The sequence below is a fragment of the uncultured Nitrospira sp. genome, from assembly GCA_902500695.1.
GTDB lineage: Bacteria > Nitrospirota > Nitrospiria > Nitrospirales > UBA8639 > Nitrospira_E.
Genome location: CABVRQ010000015.1, coordinates 18,191 through 35,940, shown reverse-complemented (window position 1 = coordinate 35,940; position 17,750 = coordinate 18,191). Strand labels below are relative to the sequence as shown.

17 protein-coding genes are annotated in these 17,750 nt (G+C 51.3%); 13 read left to right on the top strand and 4 right to left on the bottom strand.

Going from position 1 to position 17,750, the window contains the following annotated elements:
• Positions 1 to 98: 98 nt before the first annotated feature.
• On the bottom strand, positions 99 to 314 hold the full coding sequence (locus AAH187_RS05950) for a hypothetical protein (protein ID WP_342347521.1): 216 nt from the start codon (positions 312 to 314) through the stop codon (positions 99 to 101).
• Positions 315 to 357: 43 nt separating this feature from the next.
• Complete coding sequence (locus AAH187_RS05945) at positions 358 to 552, bottom strand: hypothetical protein (RefSeq protein ID WP_342347520.1); 195 nt, start codon at positions 550 to 552, stop codon at positions 358 to 360.
• A 144-nt stretch (positions 553 to 696) separates the two neighbouring features.
• Between AAH187_RS05945 and AAH187_RS05940 the strand changes: the two genes are divergently transcribed.
• Positions 697 to 1,833 carry a PQQ-dependent sugar dehydrogenase gene (locus AAH187_RS05940; RefSeq protein WP_342347519.1) on the top strand — a complete coding sequence of 379 codons (1,137 nt, stop codon included), beginning with the start codon at positions 697 to 699 and terminating at the stop codon, positions 1,831 to 1,833.
• A 7-nt stretch (positions 1,834 to 1,840) separates the two neighbouring features.
• Here the strand turns inward: AAH187_RS05940 and AAH187_RS05935 are convergent, their stop codons facing one another.
• The gene (locus AAH187_RS05935) at positions 1,841 to 2,869 is read right to left on the bottom strand and encodes a rod shape-determining protein (protein ID WP_342347518.1); all 1,029 of its coding nucleotides are present in this window, start codon (positions 2,867 to 2,869) and stop codon (positions 1,841 to 1,843) included.
• A gap of 471 nt (positions 2,870 to 3,340) precedes the next feature.
• On the opposite strand from AAH187_RS05935, the gene AAH187_RS05930 reads away from it, so the two are divergent.
• From AAH187_RS05930 to AAH187_RS05905, 6 genes are all read left to right on the top strand, one after another.
• A complete protein-coding gene (locus AAH187_RS05930; RefSeq protein WP_342347517.1) occupies positions 3,341 to 4,774 on the top strand; it encodes a M23 family metallopeptidase in 1,434 nt (477 codons plus the stop codon).
• 83 nt (positions 4,775 to 4,857) lie between these two features.
• A complete protein-coding gene (locus AAH187_RS05925) occupies positions 4,858 to 7,272 on the top strand; it encodes a DNA topoisomerase (ATP-hydrolyzing) (RefSeq protein ID WP_342347516.1) in 2,415 nt (804 codons plus the stop codon).
• A 68-nt stretch (positions 7,273 to 7,340) separates the two neighbouring features.
• On the top strand, positions 7,341 to 9,284 hold the full coding sequence (locus AAH187_RS05920) for a DNA topoisomerase IV subunit B (protein ID WP_342347515.1): 1,944 nt from the start codon (positions 7,341 to 7,343) through the stop codon (positions 9,282 to 9,284).
• 113 nt (positions 9,285 to 9,397) lie between these two features.
• Positions 9,398 to 11,110: a SagB/ThcOx family dehydrogenase gene (locus AAH187_RS05915; RefSeq protein ID WP_342347514.1), complete on the top strand. Its 1,713-nt coding sequence runs from the start codon at positions 9,398 to 9,400 to the stop codon at positions 11,108 to 11,110.
• A gap of 6 nt (positions 11,111 to 11,116) precedes the next feature.
• The gene (locus AAH187_RS05910; RefSeq protein WP_342347513.1) at positions 11,117 to 11,716 is read left to right on the top strand and encodes a DNA-3-methyladenine glycosylase; all 600 of its coding nucleotides are present in this window, start codon (positions 11,117 to 11,119) and stop codon (positions 11,714 to 11,716) included.
• 295 nt (positions 11,717 to 12,011) lie between these two features.
• Positions 12,012 to 12,491, top strand: a complete 480-nt coding sequence (locus AAH187_RS05905) for a urate hydroxylase PuuD (protein WP_342347512.1) — start codon at positions 12,012 to 12,014, stop codon at positions 12,489 to 12,491.
• A gap of 251 nt (positions 12,492 to 12,742) precedes the next feature.
• Here AAH187_RS05905 and AAH187_RS05900 read toward each other — a convergent pair whose 3' ends face one another.
• Positions 12,743 to 12,979 (bottom strand): Lrp/AsnC ligand binding domain-containing protein, encoded by a 237-nt coding sequence (locus AAH187_RS05900; protein WP_342347511.1) that lies wholly within the window; start codon positions 12,977 to 12,979, stop codon positions 12,743 to 12,745.
• A 261-nt stretch (positions 12,980 to 13,240) separates the two neighbouring features.
• Here AAH187_RS05900 and AAH187_RS05895 point away from each other — a divergent pair, with 261 nt between their 5' ends.
• The 6 genes from AAH187_RS05895 to erpA all read left to right on the top strand — a co-directional run bounded on the left by AAH187_RS05895 (position 13,241) and on the right by erpA (position 17,668).
• Positions 13,241 to 14,173 (top strand): cobalamin-binding protein, encoded by a 933-nt coding sequence (locus tag AAH187_RS05895; RefSeq protein WP_342347510.1) that lies wholly within the window; start codon positions 13,241 to 13,243, stop codon positions 14,171 to 14,173.
• 142 nt (positions 14,174 to 14,315) lie between these two features.
• Entirely contained in the window at positions 14,316 to 14,819 is a 504-nt protein-coding gene (locus AAH187_RS05890) for a transcriptional repressor (RefSeq protein ID WP_342347509.1), read from the top strand.
• The gene (locus tag AAH187_RS05885) at positions 14,803 to 15,231 is read left to right on the top strand and encodes a rubrerythrin family protein (protein ID WP_342347508.1); all 429 of its coding nucleotides are present in this window, start codon (positions 14,803 to 14,805) and stop codon (positions 15,229 to 15,231) included. Before AAH187_RS05890 ends, AAH187_RS05885 begins: the two co-directional genes overlap by 17 nt.
• Positions 15,232 to 15,325: 94 nt before the next feature.
• On the top strand, positions 15,326 to 16,600 hold the full coding sequence (locus AAH187_RS05880) for a heterodisulfide reductase-related iron-sulfur binding cluster (RefSeq protein ID WP_342347507.1): 1,275 nt from the start codon (positions 15,326 to 15,328) through the stop codon (positions 16,598 to 16,600).
• The gene (locus AAH187_RS05875) at positions 16,597 to 17,178 is read left to right on the top strand and encodes a DUF3501 family protein (protein ID WP_342347506.1); all 582 of its coding nucleotides are present in this window, start codon (positions 16,597 to 16,599) and stop codon (positions 17,176 to 17,178) included. The genes AAH187_RS05880 and AAH187_RS05875 overlap by 4 nt, the downstream gene beginning before the upstream one ends.
• Positions 17,179 to 17,302: 124 nt before the next feature.
• The gene (gene erpA, locus AAH187_RS05870) at positions 17,303 to 17,668 is read left to right on the top strand and encodes an iron-sulfur cluster insertion protein ErpA (protein WP_342347505.1); all 366 of its coding nucleotides are present in this window, start codon (positions 17,303 to 17,305) and stop codon (positions 17,666 to 17,668) included.
• The last annotated feature ends 82 nt before the right edge of the window (positions 17,669 to 17,750 follow it).

Sequence of the window (17,750 nt, the reverse complement as noted above, 5' to 3'; positions counted from 1 at the left end):
GATAGTCGAACCTGCGAAAGGCAGAATACCGGAAAGAAGATTCGGTCGCGTGGGGTGAAGGTCCCCATTCAGCATGTCCGGTCAAGTGAAGATTGGGGCTATTCCGAACTCCCCAGCATATCGTCGATGAGGGGCCGATTTAAATCTTCGCACCCTGGACAAATTAGATCAAAAAAGCTTTCATGATCCGCCACATAGTTTTTTTCATCCACTAATTTTTCTTCATGAATACTGTCGAAACATGCCGCACACAACATCATTTGGCCGCGCATGACCGATACCAATTTTCTCCCGTAGCTACGTGGTAACTCCATCTGGTCCTCCCTACGATAAGATGGGGGTGGCATCTACTAACAATTAGGACCAGCCCCGTTGTTGCGCCAACATAAAATCTTCCTGTTCCAGATCAATGCCACAGGCAGGGCATTCATAGGGTTGATCGTCAGGAGGAATGCCTACCGGCGTTTTCTGGACCTGTCCCTGGCAGACATGATAGAAATTCCCTCTGGCATTTTCATCATCTAAGATATCGGACTCATACTTTAGAATCATCTTACTCTCCTTCACATGACCTCTATGGCTTCTCAAGTTATAACAAGGCATCGATTTCCCGGGCAATCCCTATTCCGCTCAATCCTATTCCGAAATACGCCATACCATCTTCCTGGACCCCTTCTTAGCCACCGAGGCCCCCTGATGATGGGAATCTTCATCTGGATAGCGGTAGGGCTTTGGTCAACATCGGGCTGGAGCCTTTCTGGAAAACCTGCTCCTGCCAATGGCCTCATTGGATTGAAACCCGTGGTGGAACACGACTTTTCCAAGCCGGTCTTTCTCACCGGCAGTCCGGATCAGACCAAACGCTTGTTCGTGGTAGAACAAAATGGCCGCATTGTCATTCTGGCCCCAGGCCAACGGAATCCCTCTCTTTTCCTGGATATAGCAGAAAAACTGTCCACAGGGGGGGAACGAGGACTCCTGGGTCTGGCATTCCATCCTCAGTACTCGACAAATGGCCGATTCTTTGTCAACTACACCAGGACACGAGACGGCGCCACGGTAATTGCTGAATATCGGGTATCATCAGACCCCGATCGAGCGGACCCTCAGGAAACCACCAGACTCGTCATTCCACAACCCTACAGCAACCATAACGGTGGCATGATCGCCTTTGGCCCCGACGCATTGTTGTACATTGGGATGGGAGACGGCGGAGCAGGTGGCGATCCAGAGAATCGAGCGCAAGACCGAAAGTCCTTGCTAGGGAAATTCCTTCGGATAGATGTGGATGGACCGCCTCCCTACCGCATCCCTGCAGACAATCCATTTGTCGGGCAACAAGGCCAACCTGAAATATTTGCCCTTGGCCTTCGAAACCCCTGGCGTTTTTCCTTTGACCGCCAGACCGGGGAATTATGGGCCGGGGATGTGGGACAGAACCTTTGGGAAGAAATCGATGTGATTGCAAAAGGGAAAAACTATGGATGGCGACTCTTAGAGGGGACCCATTGTTTTAAGCCCGCCACCAACTGCGAATCGGCGGGTGTGGTCCACCCGGTTACAGAATATCGGCACGAACAGGGACGATGCTCGGTGACCGGGGGCTATGTCTATCGTGGGAAACAGGTGCCCTCGCTAGAAGGGGTCTATGTGTTCGGGGATTATTGTACCGGTGAAATCTGGGGCTATCGCGACGGGCAGACCAACCAACTGCTGGATACGGATTTACAAATTGCGTCCTTTGGAGAAGATCGCGGGGGAGAAATCTATGTGATCGGTCATCAAGGCAAGATTTTTCAGATTGCACCTAACACCACGGTTGGGTTGCCCTAGACCACCGTTAAAACTTTTGAATCTTTTGAAATAAATCGACTTCATCAAGGGCTTTTCCAACGCCATACACCACGGAGGTCAGAGGATCCTCCACCGTAATGATGGGCAGATTGGTTTCCTCCTGAAACCGCGTGGCGATGCCCGGCAATAAGGAACCCCCGCCTGTAATCACCACTCCCTTATCGATAATATCTCCGGCCAACTCCGGCGGCGTATTCTCCAACGCGTTTCGTAAGGCATTCACGATGGCATGGATGGGATCTTCCAACGCTTCTCGAATCTCAGAATCATTCACCACCACCGTCCGGGGAATACCAGAAATCATATCCCTCCCCTTGACCATCATGGTTTTGGCTTGCTCTAACGGATAGGCCGATCCGACCTCGATTTTCACCTTCTCCGCCATGTGATCACCGATTAGTAAATTATACCGGCGCTTGATATAGCTCATGATGGCATCATCCATGGAATCACCCGCCACCTTCACCGACTCACTGCAGACAATGCCCCCAAGGGAAATGACGGCAATATCGGTCGTGCCTCCTCCAATGTCGATCACCATGTTGCCCGAAGGTTCCGTGATCGGTAACCCGGCACCGATCGCTGCCGCAACCGGTTCTTCAATGAGATAGACCTCCCGGGCGCCGGCTTGAGTGGCCGATTCACGAACCGCGCGTTGCTCAACTTCGGTGATTCGGGAAGGCACACCAATAATACAGCGAGGCCGCACGAACGCCCGCCGGTTATGCGCTTTGGTAATAAAATAATGCAACATGCGCTCGGTCATGGCGAAATCGGCAATGACGCCTTCCTTGATCGGCCGGATCGCCACAATATTTCCCGGCGTCCGTCCCACCATGCGTTTGGCTTCGACGCCCACGGCCAATACCGTGTTCGATTGTTTTTCGATAGCCACCACCGAGGGTTCACTCAGGACGATGCCTTTTCCACGAACATAGACCAGTGTCGTCGCCGTTCCTAGATCGATGGCTAAATCGCTCGAAAACCACCCTAGAATATCACTCAACCCTGGCATGAGCCCCCCATGTGGAAAGACGGTTGATTCAGAAAATGCCGATCAGGCTGTAACCTGTTCGGCACTACCGACATATATCGGAACACCATTTGTCAAAATAAAGGAATATTAAGAAAATGTTCGGGAATGTGTTTATCACCAAGAAGCCACCGGCTTCTTCCATGAAACCAAGCTCCTGATCAACCATTCAGGGAGCGTGAATTCCCACGTCTCCATCTGGACGGAATACATTGCCCGAGAGGAGGGACATGAGACATCGGGCATAGCTTTGGCCCGGCACAGGCTAGGCGATCATCATGCCCATGTCAAGAGTATAGCCGGGCGATTTTTGAGGTGGTGATTCAGCCACGCCCCCCTCACCATCTCCTCAAGCACGTCACACACTTGCCCTGAAGCCTGGGTATGGTATAAGAAGAGGAACATTTTTTGTCCTGCTCGCATAAATCCTCTGGAGGAAGAGTTACCTCAATCGTGTCCAAAAAAGTCTTTTTGATTGTCATCGTCCTGGCTCTTATCGCCATTTACCTCGGATTAATTGGGAACGCACGATGGGGAGATTCCACCGCTCCTGAAATCTCTCTCGAGCAACCGTTCGAGAAGGTCGGCCCAACCACACCCCTGGTTCTTCGTATTCATGATCCTGAAACCGGCCTTCGCGACATCTCCGTTCGCATCATTCACAATTTGGAAACTTTCAGCCTGGCCGACCAATCCTTTCCTTCTGCCGGATGGCTTTCGGCGACCGGCGGACATGACCATGAATTCACGCTGGACGTCATTCCCTATGCCAACGGGGATCTACCCCGGCGACAAGGACAGGCTCAACTCATTGTGACCGCACGGGATTATTCCTGGCGAAACTGGTTTGAAGGTAACGGACAACGGCTGGAGAAGGAATTTACCCCACAATTTACGCCACCCCGATTGGAACTCCTATCGGCCCCCACGACCATCGTGCAAGGTGGAGCAGGAATCGTGAGATACCGAGTGATCCCGGAAGTGTCTATTCACGGGGTAAAAATTGGAAAGGCCTTCTTCCCTGGATATCCTGCACCTGACAAGGCCGGCATGTTTGCCTTCATTGCCTTTCCGTATAATTTGCCGTCCTCGACACCGATCCAAGTAGTTGCAGACGACGGATTTGGCAACTCCGCCCTCATGGATGTGAACTTTAAGGTCAAACCTCAAGCCTGGCGTACCCGCGCCATCAATATTTCCGAATCCTTCATTCGTAAAACCGTTCCCTCCATCCTGGCGCAAACTCCCGAATTACAAAGCCTGGGTGATTCGCTGAAGGATTTCATTCTTGTAAACGACAGGTTACGCAAGATGAATAACGACACCATTACCAATCTGGCCAAGATTAGCCGCAAGGAATTCCTCTGGAAAGGGGCGTTTCGCCAACTGTCGGGGTCCAAGGTTGAAGCCTCCTTCGCCGATCATCGCAAATATATGTATAACGGGCAGGTCGTCGACACCCAAGATCATTTGGGATTTGACCTTGCCGTTACCCAGCATTATCCCGTCGAAGCTGCTAACCACGGAATGGTGATGTTTGCCGGATTCCTAGGAATCTATGGGAACACAATTATTTTAGATCATGGATACGGATTGCTTTCTTTGTATGCACATCTGTCCTCAATCGAAGTCAAATCCGGGGATGCTGTCACTCTCGGGCAACCCATCGGCAAATCAGGCACCACAGGCCTCGCCGCCGGGGACCACCTGCATTTTAGTTTGATTTTGCATGGCGAACAGGTGAATCCCACTGAATGGTGGGATCCGTTTTGGGTAAAAACTCGTATCAAGGACCAGTTAGGATTGCCTTCCCTTGTTAAACCAACTGACGAAGAACCGGAACCGCCTACAAAACACCTTGGCCCGGAACGCCCACCAGTCCAATAACGTGAGAATACGGCTTCACCCTCCGAGATCCTGATTCCCACATGATTTCCAAGACCCTCTGAGTCATCAAAGGATACGAACGTATGGCCAAACGAACCCGGTCTGGCACAGATTCTTCCAACAAGACCCCTTCGGTAGTCATCCCGGTTCCGTTGGATGAGACCACGCGACAACGCTATCTCAATTATGCGCTCTCGGTCATTACCTCCCGGGCTCTTCCGGATATCCGGGATGGATTGAAACCGGTGCAGCGACGCATTTTATTTTCCATGTTTCACAACCATCGCCTTGTGCCTGACCGGCCACCCATCAAGAGCGCCAAGGTTGTGGGATCGGTCATCGGTGAATGGCATCCACATGGGGACGCGGCGGTCTATGACGCGATGGCTCGAATGGCCCAACCCTGGTCATTGCGCAACACCCTCGTCGATGGCCATGGAAATTTTGGCAGCCAGGACGGAGACCGTCCAGCGGCCTATCGCTATACCGAAGCCCGACTGACACCCCTCGCACTCGAACTGCTGAACGAACTGAATAAAAACACTGTCGACTTCCAACCCAATTACGATGGCAAAGCGGAAGAACCGCTGGTCCTCCCCGCCCGCTTTCCCAATCTGCTGGTGAATGGATCCACAGGGATTGCCGTGGGCATGGCCACCAATATCCCCCCCCATAATTTAGCCGAGGTGATCGAGGCCGCGATTGCCTTGATTGCAAACCGGGACGCCTCTATTTCCGATCTCATGAAATACCTCAAAGGCCCGGACTTCCCGACCGGCGGGGAAATCCTGAACAACAAAGCTGAAATCCGGGAAATGTATGAAACCGGACAGGGATCGATCCGCCTTCGTGGAGAATATGAAGTCAAAGCATTGGATCAGGGGAAATCGGCCATTCTCATTACCTCCATTCCCTTTGCCGTCGATAAATCGACGATTGTGGAACGGATCGGCGAACTCATTATCACCAAAAAAGTTCCGCAATTGGTGGATGTCCGGGATGAATCCACGACAGAAGTTCAAATTGCCCTTGAGACACAAAAAGATGCCGATCCCCATCTGGCGATGGCGTATCTCTTTAAACATACGCCGCTACAGAATAACTTTTCCGTCAATTTGACGTGCCTGGTTCCGGTACCCGGATCGACCGTGGCCCGTCCGGACTGCCTGAATCTCAAGCAGATGCTGGAACAGTTCATCGACTTTCGCTTTGTTACCGTCAAACGAAGATTCAGCTACGATTTGCAAGTCCTGGAAAAACGAATCCATATCCTGAATGGATTTAAGCTCATCTTCGACGCACTGGATCAGGTGCTCAAGATCATCCGGCAAAGTGAGGGCAAAGCCGATTCCGCGGAAAAACTCCAACAACGATTCGGATTGGAACCCATTCAAACCGACGCGATTCTGGAAACCCCCATTTATAAATTATCCCGAACCGAAATCAAGAAGATGCTGGATGAGCTGACCGACAAGCTGCGCCAGGCCAAGGACCTCAAAACACTGCTGGCTTCCAATGCCAAATTATGGGATGTGGTGAAAAAAGAACTGCAGGAAGTCGCCACGGCTTTTGGGGACAAACGTCGAACCAAAATCGGAAGGAAGCAAACAGAAGAAATTGAATTCGATCCGGACGCTTTCCGGGTCAAAGAAGATGCGGTGATCACCGTTTCGACAGATGGGTGGATCCGTCGGGTCGGACTCATTAAAGATCTGTCCAAAGCACGGGTTCGGGAAGGCGATCGAGTGATGACGATTTTAGGCGGAAGCACCCTTGAATCGGTGGTGTTCTTTTCTAATTATGGCAGCGCCTACTCTATTCGCATCGGCGATATCCCACCGGCCCGAAGTGGTTTTGGAGATCCGGTGCAAAAGCTTTTCAAATTCAAAGATGGCGAACGGATCATTGAGGGGTTGAGCTTCGATCCCCGAATGCGGACAACGGGACCGTCCTCCCTTACACCGTCAAAAGGTCGCGCCCTGCCACTCTTCGACAGCATGCCAACCGGCCTGAATGGAGAAGCCGTCGCCATGACCTCAAGCGGAATGGGGATCCGATTTGAGCTCGACACCTTCCAAGAGCCGTCGACTCGTCTTGGCCGAAAATTTTGTAAACTCAAGGAAGGGGAAGAAGTCGTCGGGGTCAGCCAGGTGACCGCTCCTCTGAAAAAAACCGTCGTGGCCGTCGTCTCGGCTCAAGGACGTGCCTTGCTCTGTCAAGCCGAAGAGATCGCGCAATTGTCCGGACCCGGCCGTGGAGTCATCGTCCTGAAATTGGACCAGAACGATACGGTGGTTGGATTTAGCTTATTGTCCTCAAAAGAAGAGGAACTCGTGGTTGCCAAAGAAGACGCTGGAACCCTTACCGTTTCCCTTCGCAAGTACCAGGTGGTCGGACGTGGAGGGAAAGGGCATCCATTGTTTAAGCGGGGTCGCCTGACCGGGATGGTTCCGGCTGAATTGACCGTTCCGATCTTCCAATCCGAAGTTGCCCCTTAGCTTCCTGATACATTCCACAAAGGACCTGTTGAACTTTTTCATGCTCATTCACTCGCAAGGATCCATTCATGGGTAAAACATATGATGCCAGTGACATCGTGGTGCTGGAGGGGATTGAACCCGTCCGACGACGCCCTGCAATGTATATCGGTGGCACCGATAAGACGGGCCTGCACCATTTAGTCTGGGAAATTCTGGATAACGCCATCGATGAAGTCATTAATGGGTACGCCACGCACATCATCGTGGAACTGGATAAATCCCGTGAAGGTCTCCGCATCACGGACAACGGTCGTGGCATTCCAGTGGATAAACATCCCAAACACAAAAAATCCGCGTTGGAAATTATCATGACGACCTTACATGCCGGAGGTAAGTTTGATACGGGAAGTTACATCCATTCCGGCGGATTGCATGGGGTCGGCGCTTCAGTCGTGAATGCCCTGTCCCGTCACCTGGAAGTTCAGGTCAAACGTGACGGCAAAGAGTGGGAACAGACGTATCAGGCCGGAGCACCCCAAGGTCCCGTCAAAGCCTTGGGTAATGCTCGAGGAACCGGGACCTCGGTCTATTTTCGTCCCGACCCAAAAATCTTCGGCAAAACCATTCAGTTCGATCCCGCTGTGTTGCAGGAAACGCTGGATGCCAAAGCCTATCTGCACAAGGGGCTCAAGCTGACCTTCAAAGATGGCACCACCGGAGAAACCCATCTGTTCCATCACGAACAGGGCATCCAGGAATACTTGCGCAAATTAGTGGCTGATCGTGGTCGAAAAACGACGGTCGATTTCGTCTTTTACCTGGAACGCCAATTAAAAAATGGCACGTCAGGCTCCCAAGGAGCGGCGCAGAGTCTGAGCATGGAAGTGGCCTTGCAGTGGACTGATGAACCGGCTGAATTTGTCAAAAGTTACGTCAATGGGGTGGCGACTCCGAATGGGGGCACCCATGAAATGGGATTACGTGGCGGTATCGTCAAGGCTGCACGCAACTACATCGACACCCATAATCTCACGCCCAAGGGCCTTTCCCTCCAAGCCGAAGACATTCGCGAAGGCATGGCGGCCGTACTGAGCGTGCTGGTCCTTCACCCTCAGTTTCAGGGACAAACCAAGGAGCGGCTCAATAATCCTGAAGTCCAGGCCCAAGTGGATAGCCTGGTCCGACCGGCCCTTGAAACCTATCTCAACGAAAACCAAAGCATTGCGGAAACCCTCGTGGGTCGCATGTTGCTGGCAGCCAGAGCCCGTGAGGCTTCTCGTGAAGCCTCCAAAGCCGTGATGCGCAAGTCGGCCATCAGCCACCGTCTCAATCTGCCGGGAAAACTGGCCGACTGCCAGAGCACCGATCCTGCCATCAGCGAACTGTTTATCGTCGAGGGCGACTCCGCAGGCGGGACGGCCAAACAAGGTCGAGACTTAAAAAATCAGGCTATTCTTCCCATTCGGGGAAAGGTGCTGAACACGGAAGAGCTCAGTCTGGCCAAAGTGGTTGAAAACAAGGAACTGGCCGATGTCGTAAAAGTCCTGGGCTGTGGAGTCGGCAAAGACTTTGATCTCAAAAAACTCCGGTATCATAAAATCATCTTGTTGATGGATGCCGATATTGACGGCTATCACATCAGCACACTGTTGCTGACGTTTTTCTTCCGGCACATGCCTGATCTGATTCGGCAAGGCCATGTCTACATTGCTCAACCGCCTCTCTACCGAATTGAAATCGGGAAAGAAGTCCACTGGGCCGGCACCGATGAGGAAAAAGTGCGGATCGTGTCCGAGGCCCGCAGCAATGCCCATCCCACGATAAGCCGTTTTAAAGGGTTGGGGGAAATGTTTCCTCAACAGCTCAAAGTCACAACCTTACACCCCGCCACTCGTCGCTTACTCAAAGTCGAACTGCTCGATGAACTGCAAACCGACCGGACCTTTCAGGATTTGATGGGCAAACGCACAGAAGCCCGGTACGAATTCCTCATGGCCAACGCCGGATTAGCTGACAACCTCGACGTATAACAACCCATCAACTGCAAACAACGACAGTGAGAAAGCCTACTCGTCGAGGTGAGGCAGGCCTTCTTGTTTCACTCACCTCTCCCAGTGTTACACTTGTCCACATGGAATCGGACATGTCCAAGCAGGAAACCAAAGCAGCCCTTGACCAGGTCAAGCAGTATCACGAGCAAACGAAGCATGAGTTCAACCGGTACGCCCGCTCGTTAGGACATTTGGATTGGGCGAATCAGCCCGATCCATTCCGACGATTCGAAGACGCTCCGCTCGTCGCGCTTCCTCATCTTACACTCGACGAAGCCCCGCTTTCGCCAGCATATGAGTCTCTCTTTCATCCACATTCGATCTCCTCACAACCCATTACCCTAAACACAGTCTCCCGCTTCTTCGAATATGGTTTATCACTCACGGCGTGGAAAGCTTACAACGGGACCAGCTGGGCATTAAGGAGCAATCCTTCCAGCGGCAACCTCCACCCCACGGAGGGCTATCTCTTCACCAAATCACTGCCTCACCTTGCAGTGGAACCAGGGCTGTACCACTATGCCCCGAAGGAACATGCCCTCGAACACCGTTGGGCAATTCCCTCTACACTCGCACAATCAATTCTCCAAGGCATGCCTTCCGAGGGATTCCTGGTAGGCCTCACGTCTATTCATTGGCGGGAAGCATGGAAATATGGAGAGCGGGCCTTCCGATACTGCCAACATGATATAGGCCATGCTATTGGAACGTTGCGAATTGCCGCGGCCACCTTAGGCTGGAATCTGTTGGTGTTGAGTGGCACAACGGACGAAACTGTTGCACGGCTCTTGGGTTTGACTCGAAAACAGGACTTTCACCAAGCCGAACCAGAATACCCGGAACTATTGGCGGCCGTGTGGCCAGGAAACCTTCAATCCCCTCCCACTCTGAATCTGGCATTCCACGAACTCGATGATGCAGTGCTGTCATCAGGGGAGTGGAATGGCACGGCAAACCGTTTGAGCAAAGATGATCCGGTTTTGTGGGAAATTATCGATTTGGTCACAAACGCGTCATGGAAATCGACTCAAGAAACCGAACAGGTTGCCTTTCATGCCTCAACTGCCCCCATGAACGAACATGAAGAAATTGAACCCGAACACTTGGCCGGACAGATCATTCATCAACGACGGAGCGCCGTTGCTTTCGACGGACGAACAGGCCGTTCCGCCGATCGTTTTTTCACCATGCTGCAACGGATTATGCCAAAGGGGGGGCTGTCTCTTCCTGATCGCCCCATGCCCTGGGATGCCATTTCATGGGATCCCACCATTCACCTGTTTTTATTCGTTCACCGAATAGACGGCCTCCCGCCTGGCCTGTATTGGCTCAACCGAAGCCCGGACCACCGGGACATCTCGTATTTCAAAAGTAGGATGCACGAGCAGTTTGTCTGGTCGACTCCTGAAGCCTGCCCGGCCAATCTTCCGCTCTATCTGCTAGAGGAAGGTAACGCCCAAAACCTGGCAAAACAACTCAGTTGCGGGCAGGACATCGCGGGTGACAGTGCGTTTGCGCTTGGAATGGTGGCAGAATTTGACGACAGTTTAGACACGTTTGGCCCTTGGTTTTACAAACGGTTGTTTTGGGAGGCCGGACTCATTGGCCAGGTGCTTTATCTTGAAGCCGAAGCGGCGGGAATCCGGTCAACAGGGATCGGCTGTTTCTTTGATGATCCCGTCCATCGGGTCCTCGGTGTGCATCCTCAGACCAAGTGGCAATCGCTCTACCATTTCACAGTTGGCGGCCCGCTGGATGATGGTCGCCTCACGACATTGCCACCCTACGGCCCTCATGTTCCCTAAATCCCTATGAGCCAGTGCCCGAATGCGTTACCGCGAGTATTTTTTGAACGACCCACGTTGAAGGTCGCGAAAGAATTGCTGGGGAAGGTACTAATCAAGCAGGATCCAACCGGTATGATTCAGACTAAAATTGTGGATACGGAAGCCTATGTCGGACCCAAAGATAAAGCCTGCCATGCCTCCAAAGGCCGGACGAAAAGGACAGAAGTTATGTTTGGCCAGGCTGGATTTACCTATGTGTATCTTATCTATGGGATGTACCACTGCCTTAATATTGTCACCGAGCCCGAAGAATACCCCGCAGCCGTCTTAATTCGGGGCCTGGAAATCCTGGGCGAAGATCATCCGTCTGATTTGCCTAGACGCATCGACGGTCCAGGCCGGGTCTGCCGATTTTTAGACATTGATCGCACACATAACGGACTAGATGCTACACTCGGCACAACCCTTTGGATCGAAGACCACGGCCTGGCTGTTTCCCCAAAACAGATTCAGACTCTGCCTCGAATTGGCGTGGACTATGCGGGAGAATGGGCAAAGAAATTGTGGCGGTTCTGTCTGCCGCCTTCCACTCCACCAAAGACACGTCGAATCATCCAAAAGTAAATGATTTCGATTCCTTTTGCTCAGATATCTTGAACAAGATAGCCGGTCTACGTTACGCTAAGGCACCAGATACTTGTTGGCTACATTCCGTAAGCCACATGACACAACCCGCTTCTCATTTCTACGAACAATAAAGGAGGAAGACAATGGGCAATCCGCTCGATACGATCTCTGGCACCATCATTGCTGGCTTTGTATTGACTGTGGTCCTGTATGGCCTGGTCAAAATGCTGGTGTGACACCTCATCACCTCCAAAGACTTATTTAATCAACCTAACGAATACGAGGACATCTTATGGAAAGTTTATTAGCGTGGGGGCATTTCCTCGCGGGCATTACCTGGATTGGAATTCTTTATTATTTCAATTTCATCCAAGTGCCATTTCTCAAAGCCGTCACACCGGAAACCAAAGCCGAAGCCTTCAAACACCTGGTGCCCAATGCGCTCTGGTGGTTTCGCTGGGGAGCCCTATTCACCTGGATATTTGGCGCCGCCTTGTTAATGAATCAGCATCGGATGGGGAGTGCCTTTATGCTGCAGGGACAGGATGCCGTGATCGGTATGGGCGCCTGGCTGGGTACGATCATGTTACTGAATGTGTGGGGAATCATTTGGCCCAATCAGAAGAAAGTCCTTGGGCTCAAGGAAGCGACCCCGGAAGAAAAAGCCAAGGCAGGACGTATGGCCCTATTGGCGTCACGCACCAATACCTTACTGTCCATCCCCATGCTATTTTTCATGGCCAATTCCGGCCATGCTTCCGGTTTGTTCTGATCTCAATCAACCATTCATTCGAATCGGCATCACGACAAAAGCCGGGGTCAAAAGACCCCGGCTTTTTCTATACAGCATCATTTTCTCTCGCGGCTTAACAAAAATGACTGAAGGGAAGGACGAGGAACCCACAGTCCACATTCTGGACCAACAGGTATCCTTCATCTCATCCAGAATCCTCAGTTCGTCCTGGGCTTCTGATCCCACCCCTTGAGTCCGTCCCTCGCTTCTACCGCAAGGATAAGAACCAACTAATCCTGGACAACGATATGCGTGTCGGTTTCTTCCACTCCGGGGATTGTGTGGATTTTAGCCATGATGAGATTGGACAGTGCGCGGTCATCAGGTGCATTGACCAGACCAAAGATATCTGGTTGACCGAAACAGGCATGAGCCTGTTCCACGCCAGGAAGGGCTTTGAGGGTCTCTAAAACATCCTGGACTTTTCCTGCTTTGACTTTCATGAGAATATACGCTTTGGCTGCCATACACACCTCCTTGATGAATGCGGTTCAGATTTCTGTGATCAATTGCGTTTTTGAATTGGGTTTACAAAAGACATGAGCAATATCGCTATGCCGGATCATGGTGAAAGTACCTTTGTACCATAGATAGAAGGTAGCTTCCATTCTCTTCTCGCTCCCTCCCAAGCAGCCCAGGCAACCAAAAAGATATTGCGGACGCCCTGCCTTCCTCAGGTAGGATGAGCGATTACTTCTTCCTATACTGTTCACCTACAAGGAGATGTTGTGCCTCCCCGCATTGTGTCGTTGATTCCTAGCGGAACAGAAATGGTCTGCGCATTGGGCTGCCGCGCTCAACTTGTCGGCCGGTCACACGAATGCGATTTTCCTTCTGACATTACCCAGCTGCCTATTTGTACTCAAACCACGGTAAATGCTGAGGGAACCAGCCAAGCTATTCATACCCAGGTTTCCGAACGTCTTCAGACAGCCCTTTCCTTGTATGAGGTCTTGGTCAACCGGATGCAGGACTTACGACCGGATGTCATCGTCACCCAAACCCAGTGTGAGGTGTGTGCCGTGAGTGCCAATGAAGTGCAGCTGGCCCTTCACGATTTGGTTGGGTCGTCACCCACATTGATTTCCTTGGGCGCGCAGGACTTATCCGGGGTTTGGGACGACTTGACCAGAGTCGCAGATGGCTTAGGACAGCACGCTGCCGGACAGGCATTTCTGAAACAGGCCCACCAACGCATGGGCGATATTGCCGACCGTTTCCAACAACAGCCTTCTGCCCCCACAGTCGCCTGCATCGAATGGATGGAACCGCTGATGGCTGCCGGCAATTGGGTCCCCGAACTGGTTCATCTGGCCGGAGGTCAATCGGTCTTTGGACAGCGGGGGACACACGCCCCATGGATAACCTGGGAAGCCTTGGCGGTCTCGGATCCGGATTTCCTGGTTTTGATGCCTTGTGGGTTTTCCATGGCTCGCATTCAAGAAGAAATGCCGGTAATGACATCCCATCCTTTTTGGCCACAGTTACGAGCGGTGCAAAATCAGAAGGTATATCTGACAGATGGGAACCAGTTTTTCAACCGTCCGGGTCCTCGGATTGTGGAATCCCTTGAAATCTTGGCTGAGATTCTTCATCCCACCCATTTTCAGTTCGGGCATGAAGGCCAAGGATGGCGGCAGTGGGTTCCTGAAGAACGTTAACAATCTCCCAAACGCGACTCCTTAAAGTACGGACAATGCCAATTTCATTTTTACTTTTCCTGCCTCAGTGCAGTGGGCGGACTTCGGTTGACCCCCTCGTTGGAGGTTTGTTAAATAGTAATAATTCTTAAATAGGAATGAAATGGATATTTCTTTTACTGACATCAAGCAGAAGTTCCGGGGATGCGGATTGAAAACGACTCCGCAGCGAACTGCCATTTATGACGCACTCCTCCGCAGTACTGCTCATCCGACAGCGGAAGATCTCTTTGCCCAAGTAGCTCCGCAATTTCCCATGATGTCTCTGAACACCGTCTACTACACACTTGGAGTCTTGCGTACCTCCGGGTTGATTCATGAAGTTAATATTGGCCATGCCCGGGCTCGATTTGATGCCAACCTGTCTCCCCATCACCATTTGATTTGTGTGGAATGCCAAGCCATTGTCGATGTCATGGATCCCCGATTAAATCGCCTGACCTCACCAGTCGGCATTCCCAAAGATTTTGAAATTACCAGTCATCAGGTCGCCTTCCGTGGACTTTGCGGCTCCTGTCGCCGCCACACCGGGCGCTCAATCGACCATTCATCATCGGGGCAACACCCCACAACCGTCAAAGGAGGACTCCATGGGAAAAGCTCTTAAAGGCACGAAAAGCCACGAAAACCTAAAAGCGGCGTTTGCCGGCGAATCGCAAGCGAATCGGCGCTATTTATATTTCGCCAGACGGGCGGATATTGAAGGCTATACCGATATCGGCGGTCTGTTTCGTGATACTTCGGAGGCTGAAACCGGACATGCGTTTGGCCACTTAGACTTTTTGAAGGAAGTCGGTGATCCTGCCACCGGCGTGCCGATTGGTAACACCGAAGCCAACTTAAAGGCCTCAATTGAAGGTGAGACCTATGAATATACCCAGATGTATCCCGGTATGGCCAAAACCGCCCGTGATGAAGGCCTTGAGGAACTCGCAGAATGGTTCGAGACGTTGGCCAAAGCAGAACGATCCCATGCGAACAGGTTTACGAAAGGGCTGGAAACCCTCAAACAAAGCTGATAGCTTCGGCATTATGACACATGGCGGCGGCTGATGAAGAAGGCTGCCGCCCTGCACTCACTCTTTCACAACCTTTCAAGTGACGTCACAACCTGTGCCAAAATTTGACCTTATCACTCCCGGCTGGACGCGGTCTCAACTCGAAACCGAGACCCGACGGATATTCGATGTCTGTGACGGATGTCGACGATGCTTTAACTTGTGCCCGTCGTTCACTACGCTTATTGACCGGATTGATGAGTATGAGAGCGACTCAACGCATTTCACTGCGCAGGATTTCACAAAAATTGAACAGGAATGCTATTACTGCAAACTCTGTTTCAACCATTGCCCCTATTCTCCTCCCCATCAATATGATCTGGATTTCCCCCGGCTCATGGCTGCCTGGAAAAAGCAACGGACGGCTGAAGGTGGCGCCACATGGCGTGACAAAATCCTGATCCAAACCGATTTAATCGGAAAGCTGGGAAGCCTGACTGCTCCATTAACCAATTGGGTCCTTCGCACACCTTGGCTTCGTAGCCTGGTTGAGCGTACGGTTGGAGTGCACAAAAATCGTCAGGTCCTTCCGTTTCAATCCCAGACCTTTACCCAATGGTGGGATCAGCGGAAGCCGACTCCCGCACTTTCCATCGGCCACCAAAAAGTAGCCTTCTTTCCAGGTTGCTTGGTGACGTTTCAGGTGACTGATATTGGGAAAGCCGCCGTGCAAATATTGGAGAAAAATGGTATTGAGGTCGTGGTGCCTCCGGACCAGCAGTGCTGTGGGATGCCACGGTTTGACTTGGGTGATACCGATGGAATGGCCAAAATTGCCGAGTCTCAATATCGACTCTTTGCGCCGTATCTCGATCAGGGATATGACATCGTGATTCCCGCTCCCAGTTGTAGTCTGATGTTCAAACGGGAATACCCTTACCTCAAACCCACACCCGAAATGAAGCAATTGAGCGAACGCACGTTTGATCTTTGCGAATATTTAATGCGGCTCAAACGGGAAGGCAAGCTTTCCCTTGATTTTCAGTCCAATCCTGGACGCGTGGCCTATCAAATTCCCTGTCATTTACGCGATCAGAATATCGGCTTCAAATCAAAAGAATTGATGGAATTGACCGGGGCCACGGTTCATCTGATTGAGAAATGTTCCGGCCATGATGGAGCCTGGAGTGCCAAGACTGAATTTTTTGATCTCTCGATGAAAATCGCCAAGAAGGCCGTGAGAGAGATTCAAGAGGAGCCTTTCGACGTCGTCGCCTCCGATTGCCCCCTGTCGGCACTACAACTGGACCAAGCGCTTCAATCTGCACCAACTCAATCGACCCTTCATCCTATTCAAGTCGTTCGCAACGCCTATGGATTAACACCATGAACCTGCTCACACCACAAGACCTCCTCTCAGCCGCTCAATATGAAGAAAACCGCGCGGCCATTCGTCAACGAATTATTACGCTTAAAAAACGGCGCCGTATTTCTGTAGGAGAATTAGTGACCCTCGTGTTTGAGAATCGCGAAACCCTGCTATTTCAAATACAAGAAATGATTCGAATTGAGCGCATTTTTGATCCAGGAAAAATTCAGGAAGAATGTGACGTGTACAATGCCCTCCTACCAGGTCATGATGAATTGAGCGCAACGCTGTTTATCGAAATTACCGATTCCGAAAAAATTCAATCGCTGCTGGATTCTTTTCAGAATATTGACCAGGCCGATACCGTGGGCATCAAGGTTGGGGATACCTCAGTTTTTGCAAATTTTGAGGCCGGGCATAGCAAGGAAGATAAAATCAGCGCCGTGCATTTTGTGCGATTTTCCACCACCCCAACCTTTCGAGACCTCCTGGCCCAGGATGAAGTCCCGGCCTTTCTGACTATCCTCCACCCTCAATACCGTACAGAAGCCCCAGTTTCTCAGGAGTTGAGACAGGAATGGCTCAAGGATCTCGAGTGATTCATCTTTTTTGCCGTCCATGATTCCGCAACCTCTCAGTCCCTCTATAAATTGACAAGATTAAAAGTCGTGCTTTAAGATGTAAGCTCAATGTTGCACTCCTTTCAACCGATTGAAAGGAAAGATGAATCTACAAAAATTATGTGGTCATAAGGAGGATACAAGAACTATGGTAACCATTACCCCGATCGCAGAGCAGAAAATCAAAGAACTGATTAAAGAAGAAGAAAATTCCGTCGGCTTGCGCATTTACGTCAAAGGCGGCGGATGCAGCGGCTACCAATATGGAATGTCATTTGAAGATAAAACCAGCGACGATGACACCATCATTGAAAAAGGTGACGTGAAGGTCATTGTGGATTCCCAAAGCGCCCCAATGCTCAGCGGCGCAGAAGTCGATTACGTTGATAGTCTGCAAGGGTCAGGATTTGCCATTAAAAATCCTCAAGCGAAGTCCACCTGTGGATGTGGAAGCTCATTCTCGACCTAAAAATATTCTTTCAGAACCCTAACCAAATAGGGCTGGACTTGGACTTCCATTGGCAACCAAGATCCAGCCCTTTTTATTTTCT

Bases quoted from the DNA above. Each gene is read 5' to 3' on its own strand.
- AAH187_RS05910 (WP_342347513.1), top strand. From the start codon at position 11,117: ATGAGCCAGTGCCCGAATGCGTTACCGCGAGTATTTTTTGAACGACCC.
- AAH187_RS05940 (WP_342347519.1), top strand. From the start codon at position 697: ATGATGGGAATCTTCATCTGGATAGCGGTAGGGCTTTGGTCAACATCG.
- AAH187_RS05920 (WP_342347515.1), top strand. From the start codon at position 7,341: ATGGGTAAAACATATGATGCCAGTGACATCGTGGTGCTGGAGGGGATT.
- AAH187_RS05945 (WP_342347520.1), bottom strand. From the start codon at position 552: ATGATTCTAAAGTATGAGTCCGATATCTTAGATGATGAAAATGCCAGA.
- AAH187_RS05885 (WP_342347508.1), top strand. From the start codon at position 14,803: ATGGGAAAAGCTCTTAAAGGCACGAAAAGCCACGAAAACCTAAAAGCG.
- erpA (WP_342347505.1), top strand. From the start codon at position 17,303: ATGAATCTACAAAAATTATGTGGTCATAAGGAGGATACAAGAACTATG.
- AAH187_RS05890 (WP_342347509.1), top strand. From the start codon at position 14,316: ATGGATATTTCTTTTACTGACATCAAGCAGAAGTTCCGGGGATGCGGA.
- AAH187_RS05915 (WP_342347514.1), top strand. From the start codon at position 9,398: ATGTCCAAGCAGGAAACCAAAGCAGCCCTTGACCAGGTCAAGCAGTAT.
- AAH187_RS05875 (WP_342347506.1), top strand. From the start codon at position 16,597: ATGAACCTGCTCACACCACAAGACCTCCTCTCAGCCGCTCAATATGAA.
- AAH187_RS05900 (WP_342347511.1), bottom strand. From the start codon at position 12,979: ATGGCAGCCAAAGCGTATATTCTCATGAAAGTCAAAGCAGGAAAAGTC.
- AAH187_RS05950 (WP_342347521.1), bottom strand. From the start codon at position 314: ATGGAGTTACCACGTAGCTACGGGAGAAAATTGGTATCGGTCATGCGC.
- AAH187_RS05935 (WP_342347518.1), bottom strand. From the start codon at position 2,869: ATGCCAGGGTTGAGTGATATTCTAGGGTGGTTTTCGAGCGATTTAGCC.
- AAH187_RS05905 (WP_342347512.1), top strand. From the start codon at position 12,012: ATGGAAAGTTTATTAGCGTGGGGGCATTTCCTCGCGGGCATTACCTGG.
- AAH187_RS05925 (WP_342347516.1), top strand. From the start codon at position 4,858: ATGGCCAAACGAACCCGGTCTGGCACAGATTCTTCCAACAAGACCCCT.